The organism is Mesorhizobium sp. WSM4312 (genome assembly GCF_002294875.1).
GTDB lineage: Bacteria > Pseudomonadota > Alphaproteobacteria > Rhizobiales > Rhizobiaceae > Mesorhizobium.
In genome coordinates this window covers 172543-189447 of sequence record NZ_NSFU01000015.1, presented here as the reverse complement: position 1 = coordinate 189447, position 16905 = coordinate 172543, and the positions used below count along the sequence as shown (strand labels likewise).

19 protein-coding genes are annotated in these 16905 nt (G+C 63.2%); 13 read left to right on the top strand and 6 right to left on the bottom strand.

Annotated elements, in window-relative coordinates:
• Nucleotides 1-54: 54 nt before the first annotated feature.
• Nucleotides 55-1644, bottom strand: coding sequence for a GMC family oxidoreductase N-terminal domain-containing protein (locus CK228_RS25210; protein ID WP_095789630.1), 1590 nt, complete (start codon nucleotides 1642-1644; stop codon nucleotides 55-57).
• Nucleotides 1645-1648: 4 nt separating this feature from the next.
• The gene (locus CK228_RS25205; protein WP_095789629.1) at nucleotides 1649-3151 is read right to left on the bottom strand and encodes an aldehyde dehydrogenase family protein; all 1503 of its coding nucleotides are present in this window, start codon (nucleotides 3149-3151) and stop codon (nucleotides 1649-1651) included.
• A 206-nt stretch (nucleotides 3152-3357) separates the two neighbouring features.
• On the opposite strand from CK228_RS25205, the gene CK228_RS25200 reads away from it, so the two are divergent.
• From CK228_RS25200 to CK228_RS25155, 10 genes are all read left to right on the top strand, one after another.
• A complete protein-coding gene (locus CK228_RS25200; RefSeq protein WP_095789628.1) occupies nucleotides 3358-4257 on the top strand; it encodes a hypothetical protein in 900 nt (299 codons plus the stop codon).
• Between the two features lie 33 nt (nucleotides 4258-4290).
• Nucleotides 4291-4878 carry a YceI family protein gene (locus CK228_RS25195; protein ID WP_095789627.1) on the top strand — a complete coding sequence of 196 codons (588 nt, stop codon included), beginning with the start codon at nucleotides 4291-4293 and terminating at the stop codon, nucleotides 4876-4878.
• A 213-nt stretch (nucleotides 4879-5091) separates the two neighbouring features.
• Nucleotides 5092-5880: an SDR family oxidoreductase gene (locus tag CK228_RS25190; protein ID WP_095789626.1), complete on the top strand. Its 789-nt coding sequence runs from the start codon at nucleotides 5092-5094 to the stop codon at nucleotides 5878-5880.
• 13 nt (nucleotides 5881-5893) lie between these two features.
• On the top strand, nucleotides 5894-6688 hold the full coding sequence (locus CK228_RS25185; protein WP_095789667.1) for a MoaF C-terminal domain-containing protein: 795 nt from the start codon (nucleotides 5894-5896) through the stop codon (nucleotides 6686-6688).
• Between the two features lie 17 nt (nucleotides 6689-6705).
• Nucleotides 6706-7095 (top strand): nuclear transport factor 2 family protein, encoded by a 390-nt coding sequence (locus tag CK228_RS25180; protein ID WP_095789625.1) that lies wholly within the window; start codon nucleotides 6706-6708, stop codon nucleotides 7093-7095.
• 65 nt (nucleotides 7096-7160) lie between these two features.
• A complete protein-coding gene (locus CK228_RS25175) occupies nucleotides 7161-8369 on the top strand; it encodes an amino acid ABC transporter substrate-binding protein (protein WP_095789624.1) in 1209 nt (402 codons plus the stop codon).
• Between the two features lie 179 nt (nucleotides 8370-8548).
• A complete protein-coding gene (locus CK228_RS25170; RefSeq protein WP_095789623.1) occupies nucleotides 8549-9286 on the top strand; it encodes an ABC transporter ATP-binding protein in 738 nt (245 codons plus the stop codon).
• Entirely contained in the window at nucleotides 9279-9989 is a 711-nt protein-coding gene (locus tag CK228_RS25165) for an ABC transporter ATP-binding protein (protein WP_095789666.1), read from the top strand. The genes CK228_RS25170 and CK228_RS25165 overlap by 8 nt, the downstream gene beginning before the upstream one ends.
• 5 nt (nucleotides 9990-9994) lie before the next feature.
• Entirely contained in the window at nucleotides 9995-10888 is an 894-nt protein-coding gene (locus tag CK228_RS25160; RefSeq protein ID WP_095789622.1) for a branched-chain amino acid ABC transporter permease, read from the top strand.
• A gap of 3 nt (nucleotides 10889-10891) precedes the next feature.
• Nucleotides 10892-11860, top strand: a complete 969-nt coding sequence (locus tag CK228_RS25155; protein WP_095789621.1) for a branched-chain amino acid ABC transporter permease — start codon at nucleotides 10892-10894, stop codon at nucleotides 11858-11860.
• Between the two features lie 56 nt (nucleotides 11861-11916).
• On the opposite strand, the gene CK228_RS25150 is transcribed toward CK228_RS25155, so the two are convergent.
• From CK228_RS25150 to CK228_RS25140, 3 genes are all read right to left on the bottom strand, one after another.
• Nucleotides 11917-12864: a helix-turn-helix domain-containing protein gene (locus CK228_RS25150; RefSeq protein ID WP_179296047.1), complete on the bottom strand. Its 948-nt coding sequence runs from the start codon at nucleotides 12862-12864 to the stop codon at nucleotides 11917-11919.
• Between the two features lie 223 nt (nucleotides 12865-13087).
• Nucleotides 13088-13984 carry an MBL fold metallo-hydrolase gene (locus tag CK228_RS25145; RefSeq protein ID WP_179296046.1) on the bottom strand — a complete coding sequence of 299 codons (897 nt, stop codon included), beginning with the start codon at nucleotides 13982-13984 and terminating at the stop codon, nucleotides 13088-13090.
• A gap of 56 nt (nucleotides 13985-14040) precedes the next feature.
• On the bottom strand, nucleotides 14041-14364 hold the full coding sequence (locus tag CK228_RS25140) for a hypothetical protein (protein ID WP_095789619.1): 324 nt from the start codon (nucleotides 14362-14364) through the stop codon (nucleotides 14041-14043).
• Between the two features lie 142 nt (nucleotides 14365-14506).
• Between CK228_RS25140 and CK228_RS25135 the strand changes: the two genes are divergently transcribed.
• The 3 genes from CK228_RS25135 to CK228_RS25130 all read left to right on the top strand — a co-directional run bounded on the left by CK228_RS25135 (nucleotide 14507) and on the right by CK228_RS25130 (nucleotide 16637).
• Nucleotides 14507-15409 (top strand): LysR family transcriptional regulator, encoded by a 903-nt coding sequence (locus CK228_RS25135; protein WP_095789618.1) that lies wholly within the window; start codon nucleotides 14507-14509, stop codon nucleotides 15407-15409.
• Nucleotides 15410-15479: 70 nt separating this feature from the next.
• Nucleotides 15480-15647 carry a hypothetical protein gene (locus tag CK228_RS35410; protein ID WP_179296045.1) on the top strand — a complete coding sequence of 56 codons (168 nt, stop codon included), beginning with the start codon at nucleotides 15480-15482 and terminating at the stop codon, nucleotides 15645-15647.
• Between the two features lie 483 nt (nucleotides 15648-16130).
• Nucleotides 16131-16637, top strand: a complete 507-nt coding sequence (locus CK228_RS25130) for a sigma-70 family RNA polymerase sigma factor (protein WP_095789664.1) — start codon at nucleotides 16131-16133, stop codon at nucleotides 16635-16637.
• On the opposite strand, the gene CK228_RS35405 is transcribed toward CK228_RS25130, so the two are convergent.
• A complete protein-coding gene (locus CK228_RS35405) occupies nucleotides 16638-16793 on the bottom strand; it encodes a hypothetical protein (RefSeq protein ID WP_179296030.1) in 156 nt (51 codons plus the stop codon). It abuts the gene before it with no gap.
• Nucleotides 16794-16905 lie beyond the last annotated feature (112 nt).

The following is a 16905-nucleotide window of genomic DNA, read 5'->3' as shown; positions in this document are numbered from 1 at the left end:
CCGACACGGATCATTCGCGTACAGCGGCTAACAATTCTTAAGAGGGAGGGCGCACTAGTTCTCGCCCAGTATGAAATCGGCGCAGCGGTCGCCGATCATGATTGCTGGCGCGTTGGTGTTGCCGCTGGTCAGCCTGGGCATGATCGATGCATCCGCGACGCGCAGGCGCGGCACACCGCGCACGCGAAGCTGCGGATCGACCACAGCCTGATCGTCCGTTCCCATCCGACAGGTGCCGCAGGGGTGATAGACCGTCTTGGCGTGGCGGATGATGTGGTCGACTATTGCCGCGTCGCCGAGATCGTCGGCATGGCCGGGCGCGAGCTCCTCGGCAACGACCTCGCGCAGCGCCGGCTGGCGCACGATGGCGCGCGCGACCTTCATGCCGGCGAGCAGCAAAGCTAGATCGTCGGTGTGCGAAAGGAAGCCGGTGGTGAAGCGGATCGGATCGCTTGAATCGCGCGAGCGCAGCAGCACCGAGCCGCGCGATTTCGGCCTCAGCACGCATGGGTTTAGCTCCATGCCGTGGCGTTCGATTGAGCCGTGCTCGGCGCTTTCGATCATCACCGGCAGTACATGGAACTGCACATCGGGCCGGCCGTCGCCGTCGGTGTCGAAGAAGCCGCCGCTTTCGACCACGTTGGAGGTGAGCAGACCTCGCCGGAACATGAGATATTCGATGCCGTGCCGAAGCGCTTTGAAGCCGCGATCCTCGCCGAGCAGCGAGACAGGCTTGCGGGTCAGCGCGTAGAGCGGGGCCGCGACATGATCCTGCAGATCCTGGCCGATCGCCGGCATATCACGGATGACTGGTATGCCCATTTCCGCGAGATGCGCCGCCGGCCCGAGGCCGGACAGCATCATCAGCTTCGGCGTGGCAAGCGCACCGGCGGCCAGGATGACTTCGGCCTTCGCGGAAGCTGTATGGCTCTGCCCGTCCGGCGTTGTGTAGGTCAGGCCGGTCGCCGCGCCATTCTCCAGCGTCAGCCCGGTCACCAGCGCATCTGTGACTATTTTGAGATTGGCATTGCCGGCAAGTGGCCGCAAAAACACTTTCGCTGCCGACTGCCTTTCACCGTTTGCGGTCGTCGTCTGGTAAAACCCGACGCCCTCCTGCCGCTCGCCGTTGAAGTCGTCATTGAAGCGATAGCCGGCCTGCTGCGCGGCTCGCACATAGGCGAGCGACAGCGGATGCCGGTAGCGCGCATCCGAAACCGGCAGCGGACCGTCTATGCCATGCCGTTCGCCGGCCAGCCTTTCGTTGCGCTCCAGCCGCTTGTAGACCGGCAGCACGTCGTCCCAGCCCCAGCCCGGGCAGCCGAGATCGCGCCAGCCGTCATAGTCCTCCGGCTGACCCCTTATGTAGAGCATGGCGTTGATCGACGAGCCGCCGCCGAGCGTGCGTCCTTGTGGGATCGGCAGCGAGCGGCCGCCGACGCTCGGCTCCGGCTCCGACTGGTAGATCCAACTTCGCGCCGTGCCGATCACCTTGGCGAAGGTGGCGGGCATGTCGATGAAGCGCGTGTTGTCGGCCGGACCCGCCTCGACGATGAGTACGCGCTTGCCCGCCGCGACCAGCCGGTTCGCCACGGTGCAGCCGGCGGATCCGGCGCCGGCAACGATGTAGTCATAAACCTCGGCCATCTGGTCAGGCGTAGCGCATGATGGCGGTTTTGGCCTCGAGGTAGCCCTCGATCGCCGCACGGCCATGCTCGCGGCCGATGCCGGACTGTTTGAAGCCGCCGAAGGGGGCCGCGGGGTCGAGCGTGTTGTGCGAGTTGACCCATACCGTGCCGGCCTTGAGGCCGTGGATGGCGGTCATCGCTTTGCCCATGTCGCGGGTCCAGATCGAGGCCGACAGCCCATAGCGCGTGTCGTTGGCAATGCGGATAGCCTCATCGAGATCGGCGACCGGCATTGCCACCACCACCGGTCCGAACACCTCTTCGCGCACGATCTCCATGTCGGGCCGGACGTGATGCAGGATAGTCGGCGCCACATAGTGTCCCTTGGCCGGAACCGCCCGCGCGCCACTCACGCGTTCGACGCCTGCCGCAAGGCTGCGCTCGACAAAGCCCTGGACGCTGTTGCGATGCTTGGCCGAGACCAGCGGGTTGATCTGTGCCTCTGCGTCGCGGCCGGCGCCTATCGTCATGCCGTCGGCGATCTCGGCCAACCGCGCCAGCGTGCGATCATAGATCGACTTCTCGATCAACAATCTCGCCGCCGAGGTGCAGACCTGGCCCTGGTTGAAGAACATGCCGAGCCCGGCCAGCAGCAGCTCGATGCCGTCTTCCATGTCGGACAACAGGATCATCGGCGACTTCGAGCCGAGCTCTAGCGTGAACCGCGCGACACGGTCGACCGCGGCGTGGCCGACGCGTTTTCCCACTTCCGTCGAGCCGGTGAAGGTGAGCTTGTCGATGCCGGGATGGCGGATCAGCGCTTCGCCGGTGACGGAGCCGCTGCCGGTGACGATGTTGACGACGCCGGGCGGGAAGCCGACCGCCTCGATCAGCTCAGCGAGCCTGAGCAGGCCAAGCGGCGTTTCCTGCGGCGGCTTCAAGACGACCGTGCAGCCGCAGGCGAGCGCCGGGGCGATCTTCCACATGCCGATCAGCAGCGGAAAATTCCACGGCACGATGGCACCGACGACGCCGACCGGCTCCATGACGGTCATCGCATGGTGCTTGGCGCCGGGGGGCACCGGAATCGAGACCTGGAAGGTCGAGCCCTCGATCTTGGTCGCCCAGCCGGCATAGTAGCGCAGCCAGTCGACCGTGCCGCCGGCGCTGAGCATGCGGGCGACGCCGAGCGACTTGCCGTTCTCGATACTCTCGATCTCGGCGAGAAGATCGGCGTCGGCCTCGACCGCGTCGGCAAGCCTCAGCATCAGGTTCTGGCGGTCGACCGGCCGCATCGAGGCCCATGGGCCTTCGAGCGCTGCCCGGGCAGCGCGCACCGCCTGGTCGACGAGTTCGGGGCCACTTTCGGGCACATGCGCGACGATCTCGCCCGAGGCGGAATCGTCAACAGCGAGACCGTCGCCGGCGAGGCCGTCGACGAAATGGCCATTGATGAAGGGCCGGTGCGAGCGCGACAGGAATGCGGCGGCGGCGGTGCTGATCGGCGGCACGGTTCTCTCGTTCACGCCATTCCTCCTCGAAAATCCGATGAACAGTCTTGAGAGGGTTATGGAGCGTGCCGACGCGCTTCAAGCCGCTGTGGGCGTGAGTGCGCTTTCAGTCAAAACAAAGTTCCCGCTCGGACAAGACGGCTCGCCTTTGACCAATCAAGATTGGACAACGAGATCGGCCACGCTGGTACGTTCTTGATCGGTCTTGGAGGCGGCGGCGGTTGAGCGCGATTCTCGGCAATGCGATGGTCATTACTGCGGCACTGCCGCTATTGTTCGGCATCGTCCTGGCCCTGCTTTCACGGTTTGCCGTGCCGGCGTCATCGCCGGTGCTCACGCTGCTCTGGGCCGCACTGCTCCTGTTCTTCTATTGGGATACGCTCGGCCCGCCCGTCATGCCGCCGGTTGCCGCCAGCCAGAAGCTGGTCTATCTCGCCTTTGCCGGCACCGTCATCTGTATCCTGCCTGAGCGGATCCTGGCAGGCCGGACGGCAAGCGTTCTCGCCGTTGTTGCCCTGGCGGCAGCATTCCTCTGGCTCGGCTGGCGTCGCATTGCCGCCGGCTCGCTCGACCTGCAGATGATCGCAGCACTCGCCGTTGCCCTGCTGGCGCTCATCGGTGCGGCGATGCTCATGGCGCGGCCATCCTCGCCATCGCCTTCGGCCGAGGAGCCGTTCCTGGCGCCGGCTGCCGCCCTATCCATGTCGCTCTCCGGCGCCATCGTCTCGGTGCTTGGCGCATCGATCGTCACCGGGCAATTGCTCGGCTCGCTCGCCGCGCTGACCGGCGGCTGGTGCCTTGTCAAGTATCTCGCGACTTTGCGCGGTGGCGCAGCCTCCGCTTGGAGCAAAGGCGTGGAATTCCTGCTGCTCTACGCTGCCGTCACGGTGCTGATCCAGGTGGCACTGCTCGCCCCCAAGGCTAATCCCTTGGCCCTCATCCTATCATCCTTGCCGCTGCTCGCCGCCGTGCTCGTGGGCGACCGGCTGCAAGGCCTCCTTCCCGGCGCACGGCCCTTGCGGCCGCTGATTGCCGGTCTCGTGATCGCCCTTCCGGCGATGCTGGCCATCGTGACGGCGATCGTCTGGGCGCCGCACGGGGCCGCTCTTGGCTTTTCCTGAGCCGCTTCAACAACCACAAATAGGGAGAGATATATGAGTACGAAGAGATTGATTGCCGCGCTCGCTTTTGCTGGCGCCTCCATGCTGGCATCGGCCGCCTATGCCGACAATTACGAGATCGACGGCCAGCACGCCTGGGTCTCCTTCACCATCAAGCACGGCATTTACAGCGTCGCGCACGGCCAGTTCGACGCGGTCAAGGGCGCGATCGTAATGGACAAGGCTGACGTCACCAAGAGCAGCGTCAAGGCAGAGCTCGACGTCGGCGCCATCCACACCGCTTTCGATCAGCGCGACAGCGACCTGAAGGGGCCCGATTTCTTCAACGCAGCCGAATTCCCGACGATCTCCTTCGAAAGCACCAAGGTCGAGAAGATCGACGATAAGACCGGCAAGGTCACCGGCAACCTCACCATCAGCGGCGTCAGCAAGGAAGTCACGCTCGACGTCAAGCTGCTCAACGAGGCCCCGGCGCCGTGGGATGCGACACTGACCAAGGCGGCCTTCAGCGCCACCGGCAAACTGAGCACCGCGGACTTCCCGATGGCCAAGGCCGCCGACGGGTTCGGCCTTGGGCCTGAAGTAGACATTGCCATCGATCTGGAAGCGATCAAGAAGTAGATCACTGCAGTCGGCGGACCTGTGGTGGCCGCCGCGCGGCTCAGATGTCGCGCGGCGCTTCGCCAGGTGGTTCTGAAGTGCGCGTTCAGTCAAAACAAAGTTCCCGCTCGGACAAGACTGCGGAACGGCTTCGGCGCAATATCCTCAGAGAAGATCGGCACATGGCCAACACCGGCCTTTAGCCGGCGCGACAGCACCACTCGGGATGGACCAATGAGATTTTCCGGCAAGACGGCACTCATCACCGGCGGCGGCACCGGCATCGGCGCGGCCGTCGCCCGGCGCATGGCAGCAGACGGCGCCAGGGTGGTGCTGATGGGCCGGCGGCGCGAACCGCTCGAAGCCGTTGTCAGGGATATTGGCGGGCTGGTTGTGCAGGGCGATGCCGCCGACGCCAAATCCGTGCGCGCGGCCCTTGCGCAAGTGCATGACAAATTCGGTCCGGTCGACATTCTCGTCGCCAATGCCGGCGGCCACGGCGTCGGCCCGACTGTATCGATGAGCGACGAGACCTGGGCGCTGGCGACGCGTCTCAACCTCGACACCACTTTCGTCTGTGCCCGCGAGTGCCTGCCGGACCTGATCGCGCAGAAGGGAAACATCGTCGTCGTCGCCTCGATCGCCGGCCTGTTCGCCGGCCCGGCGGCGGCCGGCTACGTCACCATGAAGCACGCCTGCGTCGGCCTCGGCAAATCGCTGGCGCGCGACTATGGCCGCCAGGGCGTGCGCACCAACATCATCTGCCCCGGCTGGGTGGCGACCGACATGGCCGACGAGCAGATGCAGGTCGTCGTCGAAAAACACGGCCTCGACTCTATCGAGGAAGCCTATCGCATGGTCACCAGGGATGTGCCGCTCGGCCGCCCGGCGACGCCAGAAGAAGTGTCCAACGTCATCTGCTTCGTTGCTTCAGGCGAGGCGGCGATGATGAACGGTTCGATCCTGACCATCGACGGCGGCGCCACCGTCGTTGACCTGCCAACGCTTGCTTTTGTCGATTGATTTGGAGATGGCGATGAACGACCAGAACAGACCTGCCGACTGGAAGCACTTCGACGATTTCGCCGCCGGCATCGCCACCAACCGTCTGCCGACGACGGACGCGTTGCGCGGCCAGACCTTCAAGATCACGCTGAACACCGGCCGCGTCATCGACCTCGCCTTCACATCGGCCGATACCGTGGCCTGGAGCGAAGGCAGCGATGCCGGTGCCGACTGGTACGAGGCGCTGGAAGTGGCGCCACAGGTCTTCTTCATCAACATGGTTTTCGCCACGCGGCTGACGGAAGATGAGGCCTTCATCATCGACATCGGAACGCGGCGTGTGCTTTCGGTGCGCGAGCGGGTGCGTGAGCCTGGCGAGGCGCCCGGCGAGCCGCGCGTCGCGCAGGTCTATTCTGCAGGTGTGCTTGGCGATCCCTCGGTTCCGCCTGCCGGTACCGAACCCGCGCCGACCCGCGATCTGATCGGTCTGACCGCGCACTACACATACAGCCCCAACCACGTCTACGAGCACATCTATCTGAGCTCTGAACGCTATGCCTGGCAGAACCTCGTCGGCGTCCAGCGCGGCCATGGCGATGTCGATCTCGCCACCACCTGGAAGTTCGCCGAAGGTCTCTACGTCTTCGGCTTCCGCGAGTTCATCATCCCGGTCGCCTCGCTGTTCTTCTACAATTGGGAGACGATGCGCTCGACCGGCAAATTCCTTGGCGTCACCAGCCAGGGCAAGATCGAGAACAAGCCGGCCGGCGCCTTCATCGAGAAGAAATCCACAACCGTCTACGGCCCGGGCAAGGCGCCCGTCTAAGCAAACAGGTGAGTAGTATGAGCAGGAATTACGAGGTCATCAAGGCGCACTATGCCGGCTCCGACGCCAAAGATCTGGCGGCGATGATGGCGCCAGTCACCGACAAGACGGCTTGGACCGAAATGGCGGGCTTCCCTTATGCCGGAACTTATGTCGGTGGCGACGCCATCATATCAGGCGTCTTCAAGCGTATCGGAGAGGAGTGGGAGGGCTATGCCCTGAAGGTCGACAAACTGGTCGACGGCGGCAGCACCATCGTCGGCATCGGCACCTATTCGGGCATCTACAAAAAGACAGGCAAAGCGATGTCGGCGCGCGTCGTTCATGTCTGGGAAATGCAGGACGGCAAGGCCGTCAGCTTCGAGCAGTTCACCGACACCAAGCTGGTGGCAGCCGCGATGGGCTGAAGCATTGGCGCTGTGAATGCGGGCCTCGCCCTGATGCGTTGGCCCGATGAACCTGGGAGGATGGAATGGAAATCACTTTGAAGGGAATGCTGGCCGGCCTGTTGCTGTCCACCGCGCTCAGTGCCGCCGGCACGGTCGCCGCCAATGCCGGCGACACCGAAATCGTCATCGGCGCGCCGATCTCGCTGACCGGGCCGCTGGCCGGCGACGGCAAGGAACAGAAATGGGCCTATGAGCAGGCGGTCGCCGACATCAACAAGGCCGGCGGCATCATGGTCAAGTCCGCCGGCAAGAAGCTGCCGGTGCGCCTCGTCGTCGCCGACGACGAAAGCTCTGAAGGCAAGGTGGCGTCAGCCCTGGAGAACCTGATCAAGGTGCAGAAGGTCGATGCGCTGCTGTCGACCCATTCCGGGCCGATGAACATCGCCGGCGCCATCGTCGCCGAGAAGTACAAGAAGTTCTACATGATCACGACGGCCTTCCCGTTCGAATGGCAGCCGTTGAAGCTCAAATACTCGGCGCTTTTCTTTTTCCATCCTGGTCCCGGCGCCGAGGTGCCGTTCGAGGTATGGGACAAACTGCCAGCCGGCGAGAAGCCGAAGCACCCGGCCCTGGTCACCGAAGATTCGCCTGACGGCAAGGGCTTTGGCGGCGCCTTCCAGGCGGCGGCGAAGAAATACGGCTACAGCTTTGCCGTCGACGATCCCTGGGCGATCGGCGCCACCGACTATTCGGCGCTGATCACCAAGCTCAAGGCCGCCGATGTCGACGCCATGCTGGTCTTCGGCTCGCCCGCCGACACCATCACGCTGCTCAGGCAAATGAAGGAACTCGGCTTCTCCGTGCCATATTTCCACGGCTGGAAAGGCACCTGGACCGGCGAATTCCATGAAGCGCTGGGACCGGACTCCGACTACATCATGACCGACGGCTTCTGGTCGGCGAGCTACCCCTACAAGGGCGCCAAGGAACTCGGCGAACGCTACGAGGCCGAGTACAAGAAGGACTCCGTCACCGTCGGCGCCTTCTATGCCAATGCGCAAGTGTTGGCGCAGTCGATCGAGAAGGCCGGCAGCACCGATGCCGCGGCGATCCACGACGCGATCTTCGGCCAGGAGTTCAAGGACACCGTGGTCGGCGACCTGAAGTTCGACGAGACCGGCTTCGCGCTGATCCCGAGCGTCGCCACGCAATGGTGGCAGGGCAAGCACCAGCTCATCTATCCGGACGGCACCTGGACCTACAAGCCGGCCCCGGCCTGGGACAAGCGCTGACAGGCGGGGGCAGGGCGTTCGCAAGGGGAGGCACCCCTACGAACGTTGGCGCTGCCCCTCATTGCCCCGCTGGGCTTTTCTCCCCGCATAGTGACGGAGAGACAGGGCTGGCCACAGGGCCTCGCGTATCCTGGCAGCTTCCCACACCCAATTGCGCTCACCGGAGAAACGGAAACACGATGCAGCCTAACGAAACCCTGCTTCGCCTCGAGGCGGTCCAGAAGCGGTTCGGCGGGCTCGTCGTGCTCAACAATGTCGACATCGCCGTCGGCCGCAACGAACTGATCGGGCTGATCGGCCCCAACGGCGCTGGCAAATCGACGCTGTTCAACGTCATCACCGCCATCTATGCGCCGACGCAAGGGCGGGTGCTGTTTCGCGGCAACGACATCACCGGTATCGCACCGCACCGCATCTCCAGGCTTGGCATCGCCCGCACCTTCCAGCTGGTGCGCACCTTCCTGACCATGACCGCCTTCGAGAACGTCATGGTCGGCGCCGTCTACGGGGCAGGGGGCCGCGTCAAGCATGCGACCGAGGCGGCGAATGCCGCGCTCGAACTGGTCGGCCTCACCGCCCGGCGCGACATGCGCACTGCGCATATGACACTTTCCGACCGCCGCATGCTGGAGATCGCGCGCGCGGTTGCCTCAGACCCAGCGCTGCTGCTCCTCGACGAGCCGATGGCGGGCCTCAACCCGACCGAGATCAAGCGCATGGTCGACGTCATTCGCCGCGTGCGCGCCGAGCTTGGTCTTTCGATGCTCTGGGTCGAGCACAAGGTCGACGCCATCATGAAAGTATGCAGCCGCGTTATCGTCCTCGACCATGGCGAAAAGATCGCCGACGGCACGCCGCGCGAAGTCACCCAGAACCGCAAAGTCATAGAGGCCTATCTTGGCGAACCGGCTGCTTGAAGTAAGCGATCTCCAGGTCGCCTATGGCGACGTCGGCGCGCTGTGGGGCGTCTCGCTCCATGTCGACCCCGGCACCATTGTCGCCATCGTCGGCGCCAATGGCGCCGGCAAGACGACGCTGCTCAGGACCGTCTCCGGCCTGCTCAAGCCGAAAAGCGGCGATATCAGGCTGGCCGGCCAATCGCTGGTCGGCAAGGCGCCGCAGGAGATTGCCTCCATGGGCATCGCGCATGTGCCGGAAGGCCGCGGCCTGTTCCGCCAGATGACTGTGCTAGAAAATCTTGAACTCGGCGCCTTCCAGCCCAAGGCGCGGCCGCGCACCAAGGTATTGCTCGACAAGGCCTATGCGCTGTTTCCGCGCCTCAAGGAGCGCGTCCATCAGAAGGCCGGTTCGCTCTCCGGCGGCGAGCAGCAGATGCTGGCGATCGCGCGGGCCACGATGTCGGAGCCGTCGCTGCTCATCCTTGACGAACCGTCGCTGGGTCTCAGCCCGCTGGTCGTGCAGCAGATGTTTTCGCTCATCCAGACCTTACACGCTCAGGGCGTCACCATCCTGCTCGTCGAGCAGAACATCCACCAGGCCCTGAAGGTCGCCGACTATGCCTTCGTGCTCCAGACCGGCTCGCTCGCCATGCAAGGCACCGGCGCCGAGCTGATCGCCGATCCCGAAATCCAGAAAGCCTATATGGGCGTGTTGGAGTAGATCAGATGTTCAAATTGCCCCCTCCCGACATCCTGCTCCAGCTCTCGCTCAACGGCGCGCTCGGCGGCGCCATGTACGGTGTCGCCGCCGTGGGCCTCAGCCTCATCTTCGGCACCATGCGGCTGATTTTCCTCGCCCAGGGCGCGATGATCATTTTGGCCGCCTATTTCGTGCGGGCGCTGTTCTACGGTCTCGGCATCGACCCGTTCCTGTCGCTGCTCATTGTCGTGCCGGTCGGGCTCGGTGTCGGCTGGCTGATGTATCAGGGCCTGTTCCGCAAGGCGGCTGCCGAGGAAGACCGCAACGTTTCGCTGCTGATCGCCGTCGGCCTGATGTTCCTGGTGCAGAACCTGATGACCGTGGTCTGGGGCGGCAACACCGCCGGCGTGGTGACGAGCTATACGGCGACCGGCATCGAGCTGCTGGGCGTCCGCACCTCGTTCACCCGCACGATGGGTTTCCTGATCGCGCTTGCCGGCACCGGGCTGGTGATGCTCTTCCTGCGCAAGACCATTGTCGGCAAGGCGGTGCGCGCCGCTTCGGAAGACATGGACGCGGCGACGCTGATGGGCATCAGCCCGCACCGCGTCAACGCCATTGCCTTCGCCATCGGCATTTCGCTGGCGGGCGCAGCCGGTGTGGCCGTCGCCACCACCTTCCCGTTCAACCCCTTCGCCGGTTTCATCTTCAGCCTGAAGGCGCTGGTGGCGCTGGCACTGGGCGGCATCGGCAACGTCACCGGTGCGCTCGCCGGCGGCATCCTGCTCGGCCTGATCGAAGCCTACGTCCAGTTCTTCATTTCCGGGGGCTGGACCAACGCCATCGCCTACGGCGTGTTCCTGGCCGTGCTGATGTTCAAGCCGGAAGGCCTGTTCAGCCGGCCCTACAAGAAGGCTTGAGAGATGATCAAAGCCTTCAAATGGATCGCTATTGTGGTCGTCGCGGCGCTCGCGCTGCTGCCGCTCCTGCCAGGTGCTGTCGACGCCTATTATTTCTCGTTCCTGTTCTTCGTCTTCCTCTACGCCATCATGGCGCAGAGCTGGAACCTTGTTGCCGGTTACGGCGGCCAGATCAGCCTCGGTAGCCACGCCTTCTTCGGGCTGGGCGCCTACACCACCGCCATCCTGTGGACCGGCAACTATATCTGGGGCTCGCTCTATGACACGCACCCCGGCATCTATTATTTCGATCCGGTGACGATGGCGCTGGGCGGCGTGGTGGCGGCCCTTGCAGCGGCCATCATCGGCGTGCCGCTGCTGTCCAAGCTGCGCGGCGACTATTTCGCACTGGGCACGCTCGGCTTCGGTGAGATCGTCAAGGTGCTGTTCGTCAATGGCGGCGACTTCACCGGCAGCGCCTTCGGCATCGTCGCGCCCGCCGGCCTGTTCGACACGCTGCGTCCGCATTACTGGGTCGCGCTCGGGCTGATGGTCGGCACCGCGCTCGCCATCCGCGCTCTGATGCGCTCACGTTATGGGCTGGCGCTGATCGCGGTGCGCGACGACGAGATGGCGGCGTCGGCCAACGGCATCGATGTGCTGAAGGTCAAGGTGGCGGCCTTCGCCGGCAGCGCCTTCATCGCCGGCGTCGCCGGCAGCCTCTACACCTTTTACATTTTCCATGTCGGCCCGGACTCGGTCTTCGATCTCGACTGGATGCTGCTGCCGCTGATGATGACGGTGGTCGGCGGCACCGGCACGCTGCTCGGCCCCATCCTCGGCGCGCTGGTCATGTACGCCGTCTTCGACCTCGCGCGCATTGTGGTGCCGGACTATCACCCGGTGGTCTCGGGGCTGACCATCATCCTGGCGATGCTGTTTTTACCGAAGGGGCTGATGCGCAGCTTTGCGGGCAAGGCAAAGCTGGCGTAGGCGATAAGCTTCCCGATGAATGCAGCGCCCGAACTCCGCCGTTCAGACCCACGCGCCTAATGCACCGCCGTCCTTAACCTCTCCCTCAGTTCCCTCGGCGCGACATCATACTTGCTCTTGAACGCCCTTGAAAAATGCGCGCTGGAATTGAACCCACAGGCGAAGGCGATTTCCGAAATCGAGGCCGAGGCGCGGGCAGGGGACAAAAGCTCCTCCTTGCTGCGCTCCAGCCGCCTGTCCCAGACGAAACGTTCCAGTGTCATGCCTTCGCCTTCGAAGGCGCGGTGCAGGTAGCGGCGGGAGCAGCCCATGTGGCGGGCTATGTCCTCGGCCGAGAGATTGCTGCGCGCCAGGTTGGCGTCAATATAGGCGACGATGCGCTCGCGCAGCGCTTCCAGCGGCGAGCGGCGGAACGCCGGCGCCATGGGCTTCGCCTGTATCAGCCCGTTGACGAGCTGAATCAGGCTTTCGCCGACGCGGCGGCAGCCGGCTTCGTCGAGCTTGTGTGCCTCGCCAATCGCCATCTGCATCAGACCGGACACGATATGAGTCAGGCTGTCGCCCTCGCCAGGCAGCGGCACCGGCACCGAAAGGCGCGCCAGCGTCTCGTCGCCAAAGGTCGAGCGCGGTACCTGCAGGATGAGCTGATCGACATCGGAGAGGTTCTGCAACGAATAGGCTCGCACCGGATCGTAGATGATCGCCGCGCGCGGCCCGAGATCTATCGCCGTCTGCTGCTGCTCAAAGCGGCTGCGGCCCTTGAGCTGCATCAGGATCTTGATCGCGTCCGGATCGAAGCTGCGCCAAAAAGCGCGGTCGTTGACGACTAGGTGGGACTTCGCCCTGATTTCCGAGAGCCGGCAGGAGCCCAGATCGACCGAGATCAGCTTCGGCAGGGAGGGCGCCTCGCCGCGCGAGAAGCGCTGCGTGATAGGGCCGAACAGCATCCGCGAAGCGGACAGGAAAGCCTCGCCGTCGGCGATGCTCACGTGGTGGTCGAGCATAGTCTCCTCCATCTTCATTTCGTCTCCCGTCTTGATGCGGGATTTGCGATGCAACGGCAGCGCCGATGCAACGGCCAGGAACTTAACATGCTAACTATATTCGCCGCAACGGCGAGAACGCATCAATCAGCCGCTTTAGAAGCGGCGCCTTCCGGGCGGGCGAGGGTCAAAGCAAGCGGCCGGAATTCCCACATTCTCCGGCCGCTCGAGATTGCATCTCACCTCAGCCCCACTTCATCTCGCCTTTGGCAACCTTCGAGCCGATGTCGAGAGCGACGCCCATGCCGAGGTTCGGAAAGCGGGCCTCCATGGCGGCCTTCAGCGCGGCGGCGTCGGCAGCCTTGGCCAACTCTTCCTCGAAGGCCTGCAGGTAGGTCTTTGTGTGCTCTATGGCCGAGATATCGGTAGCAGACTCCGGCATCAGGTGCCCTGGCACGACGACAGCGGGCTTCCTGGCGGCGATCTTGTCGAGATTGTCGATCCAGGCTGCACGCAATTCCCTGGTCGGGGTGTCCGCCGTCCACACATGCACGCCGGCAAAGATCAGTACGCCGCCGAAAACCGCGTTGATCGAAGGCGCCCACAGATATCGACGGTTGGCAAGACCTGCAGCCGCAACGATCTCAACCGTTTCGCCGTCGACTGTCAGCGATGGACCATCAAAAGCTTCAGGCATGACGATATCGGCCAGTACCTGCGGGCCATTCTCCTTGAGCTGCGGGCCCCAGACGGCGAGCTTCTTGTCGACCGAGCCTTTAATTGCCGCCACCGTTTCCGAGGCCGCAATGACCTTCGCATCTGGAAAAGCCTCACGGATCGGCTTCAGGCTGAAGTAATAGTCAGGGTCCGATTGGCTGACATAAATTGCCGTCAGCTTCTTGCCGTTGGCCTTTATTGCGTCTGCCAGGAAACGCCCGTCCGGATAGCTGAAGCCGCCGTCGATCAGCAACGCTTCGGATGATCCCGACAGCAGGACTGGAGCGCGGAAGAAGCCGTTCGAGCCGGCGGGAAAGTGCTTCCAGACGAGTCCGGTCCCGCTTGCGCGGCCTAGATCGGCGGGAGCAAAAGCGGCCGCGGCGATGGCAGCGGAAGTTTTCATGATCTGTCTCCTGGTGAGCATTTTGAAACTCCTTTTGTGATGGGCAAAGAAATCGGTCTGCGCGCTCGAGGCCAGGACTACGTCAACCGGGCCCAAGTGCCGGACAAATTGAGGAAGCTGCGATCGGGCTTGGTGATGTTGGTATGGATGACCCCATTCTCGAAATCCTCGACGTGGGTCACGGTCGTCCCGTCAGCCTCAATCCAGGTCACCATGAACACGCCCTGCCGAATGGGGATTGCCCGATAGGTCACTGCCTCCGCCTTGGCGAAGTTGTCCATTTGCTCAGGGGCAAACCGCATGGTTTCCCCGTCGCTATCGAACTTTAAATGAAACGCGAGTTCGCCAAAGCGGGCCTCATAGAGGTGGCCGATAGCCGGAAACATTTTCGCCGTCGTCATGCGGGGACCCTTCGAATGCTGGGCAGATCAGCCGGCGGCTGAACTCAATGCGCAAAAGATGCATTGTCTTGATTGGTCGATAAATCCCGACGAGTTGGATTCAATGTAAGCTATAGACACACAATCCTGCGGAGCGACGACCATGGAAACGATCAATCTCAATAGGCTGGCCTACTTCGCCGCGGTGGTGGAGGCAGCTTCCTTCACCCGAGCGGCGGAGCGTCTCGGCATTACCAAGACTGTCGTGAGCCAGCAGGTGGCGCGACTTGAACAGGAACTCAAGACAAGCCTTCTGCTTCGCACGACGCGGCGGGTTGAGCCGACCGAGGCAGGCCGGCAGCTTCACGCGCGATGCGCCATGATTCTGCGGGAGGCCGAGGCGGCCTTCAACGAGCTAGCCCAAACAAACGCTCAGCCAATGGGAGTTCTGCGGGTCACTGCGCCGAACGATTATGGCACAACCACCATCGCGCCGCTTGCAGCCCGGTTTTGTCGCACCTATCCGGCATGTCGTGTCGAACTGATGCTTTCGGACATCAGGATCGATCTGATTGCGAACCAGATCGATCTGTCGATCCGCGCGGGCTGGCTGGTGGATTCGAGTCTTCAGGCACGCAGGATCGGTTCCTTTCAGCAGATTCTCGTGGCGGTGCCTGATCTGGCGAGGAGCCTATCGCCCGCCGAACCCGAGGATCTATCCGAGTTGCCCTTCATCGCGAATGTCGCGCTGAAAGAGCCGCTCGTATGGCGTTTCACGCGAGGTGAACACGATCGGCGCACAGTGCGGATGAAGCTTGGGCTGACAATCAACGCCACCCCGGCCGTGCTGGAGGCGACCCTGGCCGGCGGCGGAATGTCCATCCTTCCAGACTTTGCCCTTGGCGACCACCTCGCGGCCGGCCGGCTGGTGCCCGTTTTACCCGCGTGGAACCTACCCTCCGGCGGCATCCATGCTGTGTATCCGGCCGCCCGCTTCCGGCCGCCCAAGGTGACGCGATTTGTGGAGATGCTCGCCCAAGCCGAGAGGGTCAGTGTCGGCACCTGATCGCGCTAAAGGCAGTCCATGTGACCGCCCGCGTGGCCGCTAGCTGCGACGTCTACGCAAGGTAAATTTGATGCTCGTGGTCCCCATCTTGAGCAATCCGCCTTTTGTGGTTGAGATCGGCAAGGGCGACAGAATCGGTCAGGAAGCCTCCCACCCCGGCGAATGCGAGCGGGGAGTCCCAATTGTCGATCTGTCGACCGCGCCCACGAGGGTCGTCGTTGATGGTCATTTCACCTGACATAACTCGCCTCAACTTGGATGCGAGCGGTAGGAGAGGTTTCTCATCGGAACCTCCACCGCCAACCGGGCAGCCACATGACCCGAGGGCCGGCGGAGGAGCTTCAGCGTCACCGCTAAGGTGGCGGCGTGGGGCTTCAGCCTATGCGCCGCCGAGGAAAAATTGGTGGTCGCATACAGGCTCGGCCGTTATCGTCCAGTCGACATCGACGCCAGGGAGGCGGCTTTGTGCGCAGCGCACCCATATTCGAGGAGACCTCGCCTCTTAGGTAGGCGTCCTCCCGACAGGATGATAGCTGTTTCGATCCACGCCGAATTTCTGCAGAGTTGTCTCGCATGCGAGGAACGAACCAAACTTCCATGCATTTAGCAGGGGCTGCATTCGTACACTCTTCTTCGGGGAGCTGGACCCTTGTCATCCGAAGGCTACATTTCGGCCGATCAGGAAACCAATGAAGTTTCCATAGTTGGGCTCATACCGGCCATGCGGGCTTTCGCACGTACCTTCTGTCGCGTGCCCGACGATGCCGACGATCTGGTACAGGAGACGCTGACCAAGGGTCTCGCCAATATCGACAAGTTCGAACCTGGCACACGCATGAAGTCGTGGCTCTTCACCATCATGCGCAATACGTATTATACGCGGATCAAGATTGCCGCCCGGGAAGCGCCAGGCCTGCTCGACTGCGCGTCATCCAGGCCGTTTTTGGAAGCCACCCAGGAATGGAGCGTTCAGAGCAGGGAAGTGCATTGCGCCATCCAAAAGCTACCGGAGCACCAACGCGAGGTTCTGATGCTGATTGGCGTTCTGGGAGTAAGCTATGAGGAAGCGGCCGAGATATGCGGCTGCGCGGTAGGGACGGTCAAAAGTCGGCTGAACCGCGCGCGCGCCAATATTCTCGAGTTGCTTGGGGAGAGTTCGCTGCAGACATTGATGGAAAGACGAAATCATCTATCCGATGGGCAACTCGGTATGGACAGCCGCAGATAGTCAGTTCTTCAGGTCACGTCGACGCTTCTCGATCAGCGCGTTTTGCAGCTCCATTGCCAGCCTGGTCAGCCGGTCTGGAATGCTTTCCCGCTCTATGGCATCGAGGAGAGAAGCGATCTCTCGATCCATGGCCAGACCAAACTGGGAGTCGATCATATCATCCCTCGAACGAGACATCCGAATTCTCTTGATAAGAGCGGTTCCTTGAACTCAGTGTGGCGACAAATGCCCGAGATTACAAGGGGATGTCTGCCGCCGGCATGATTGC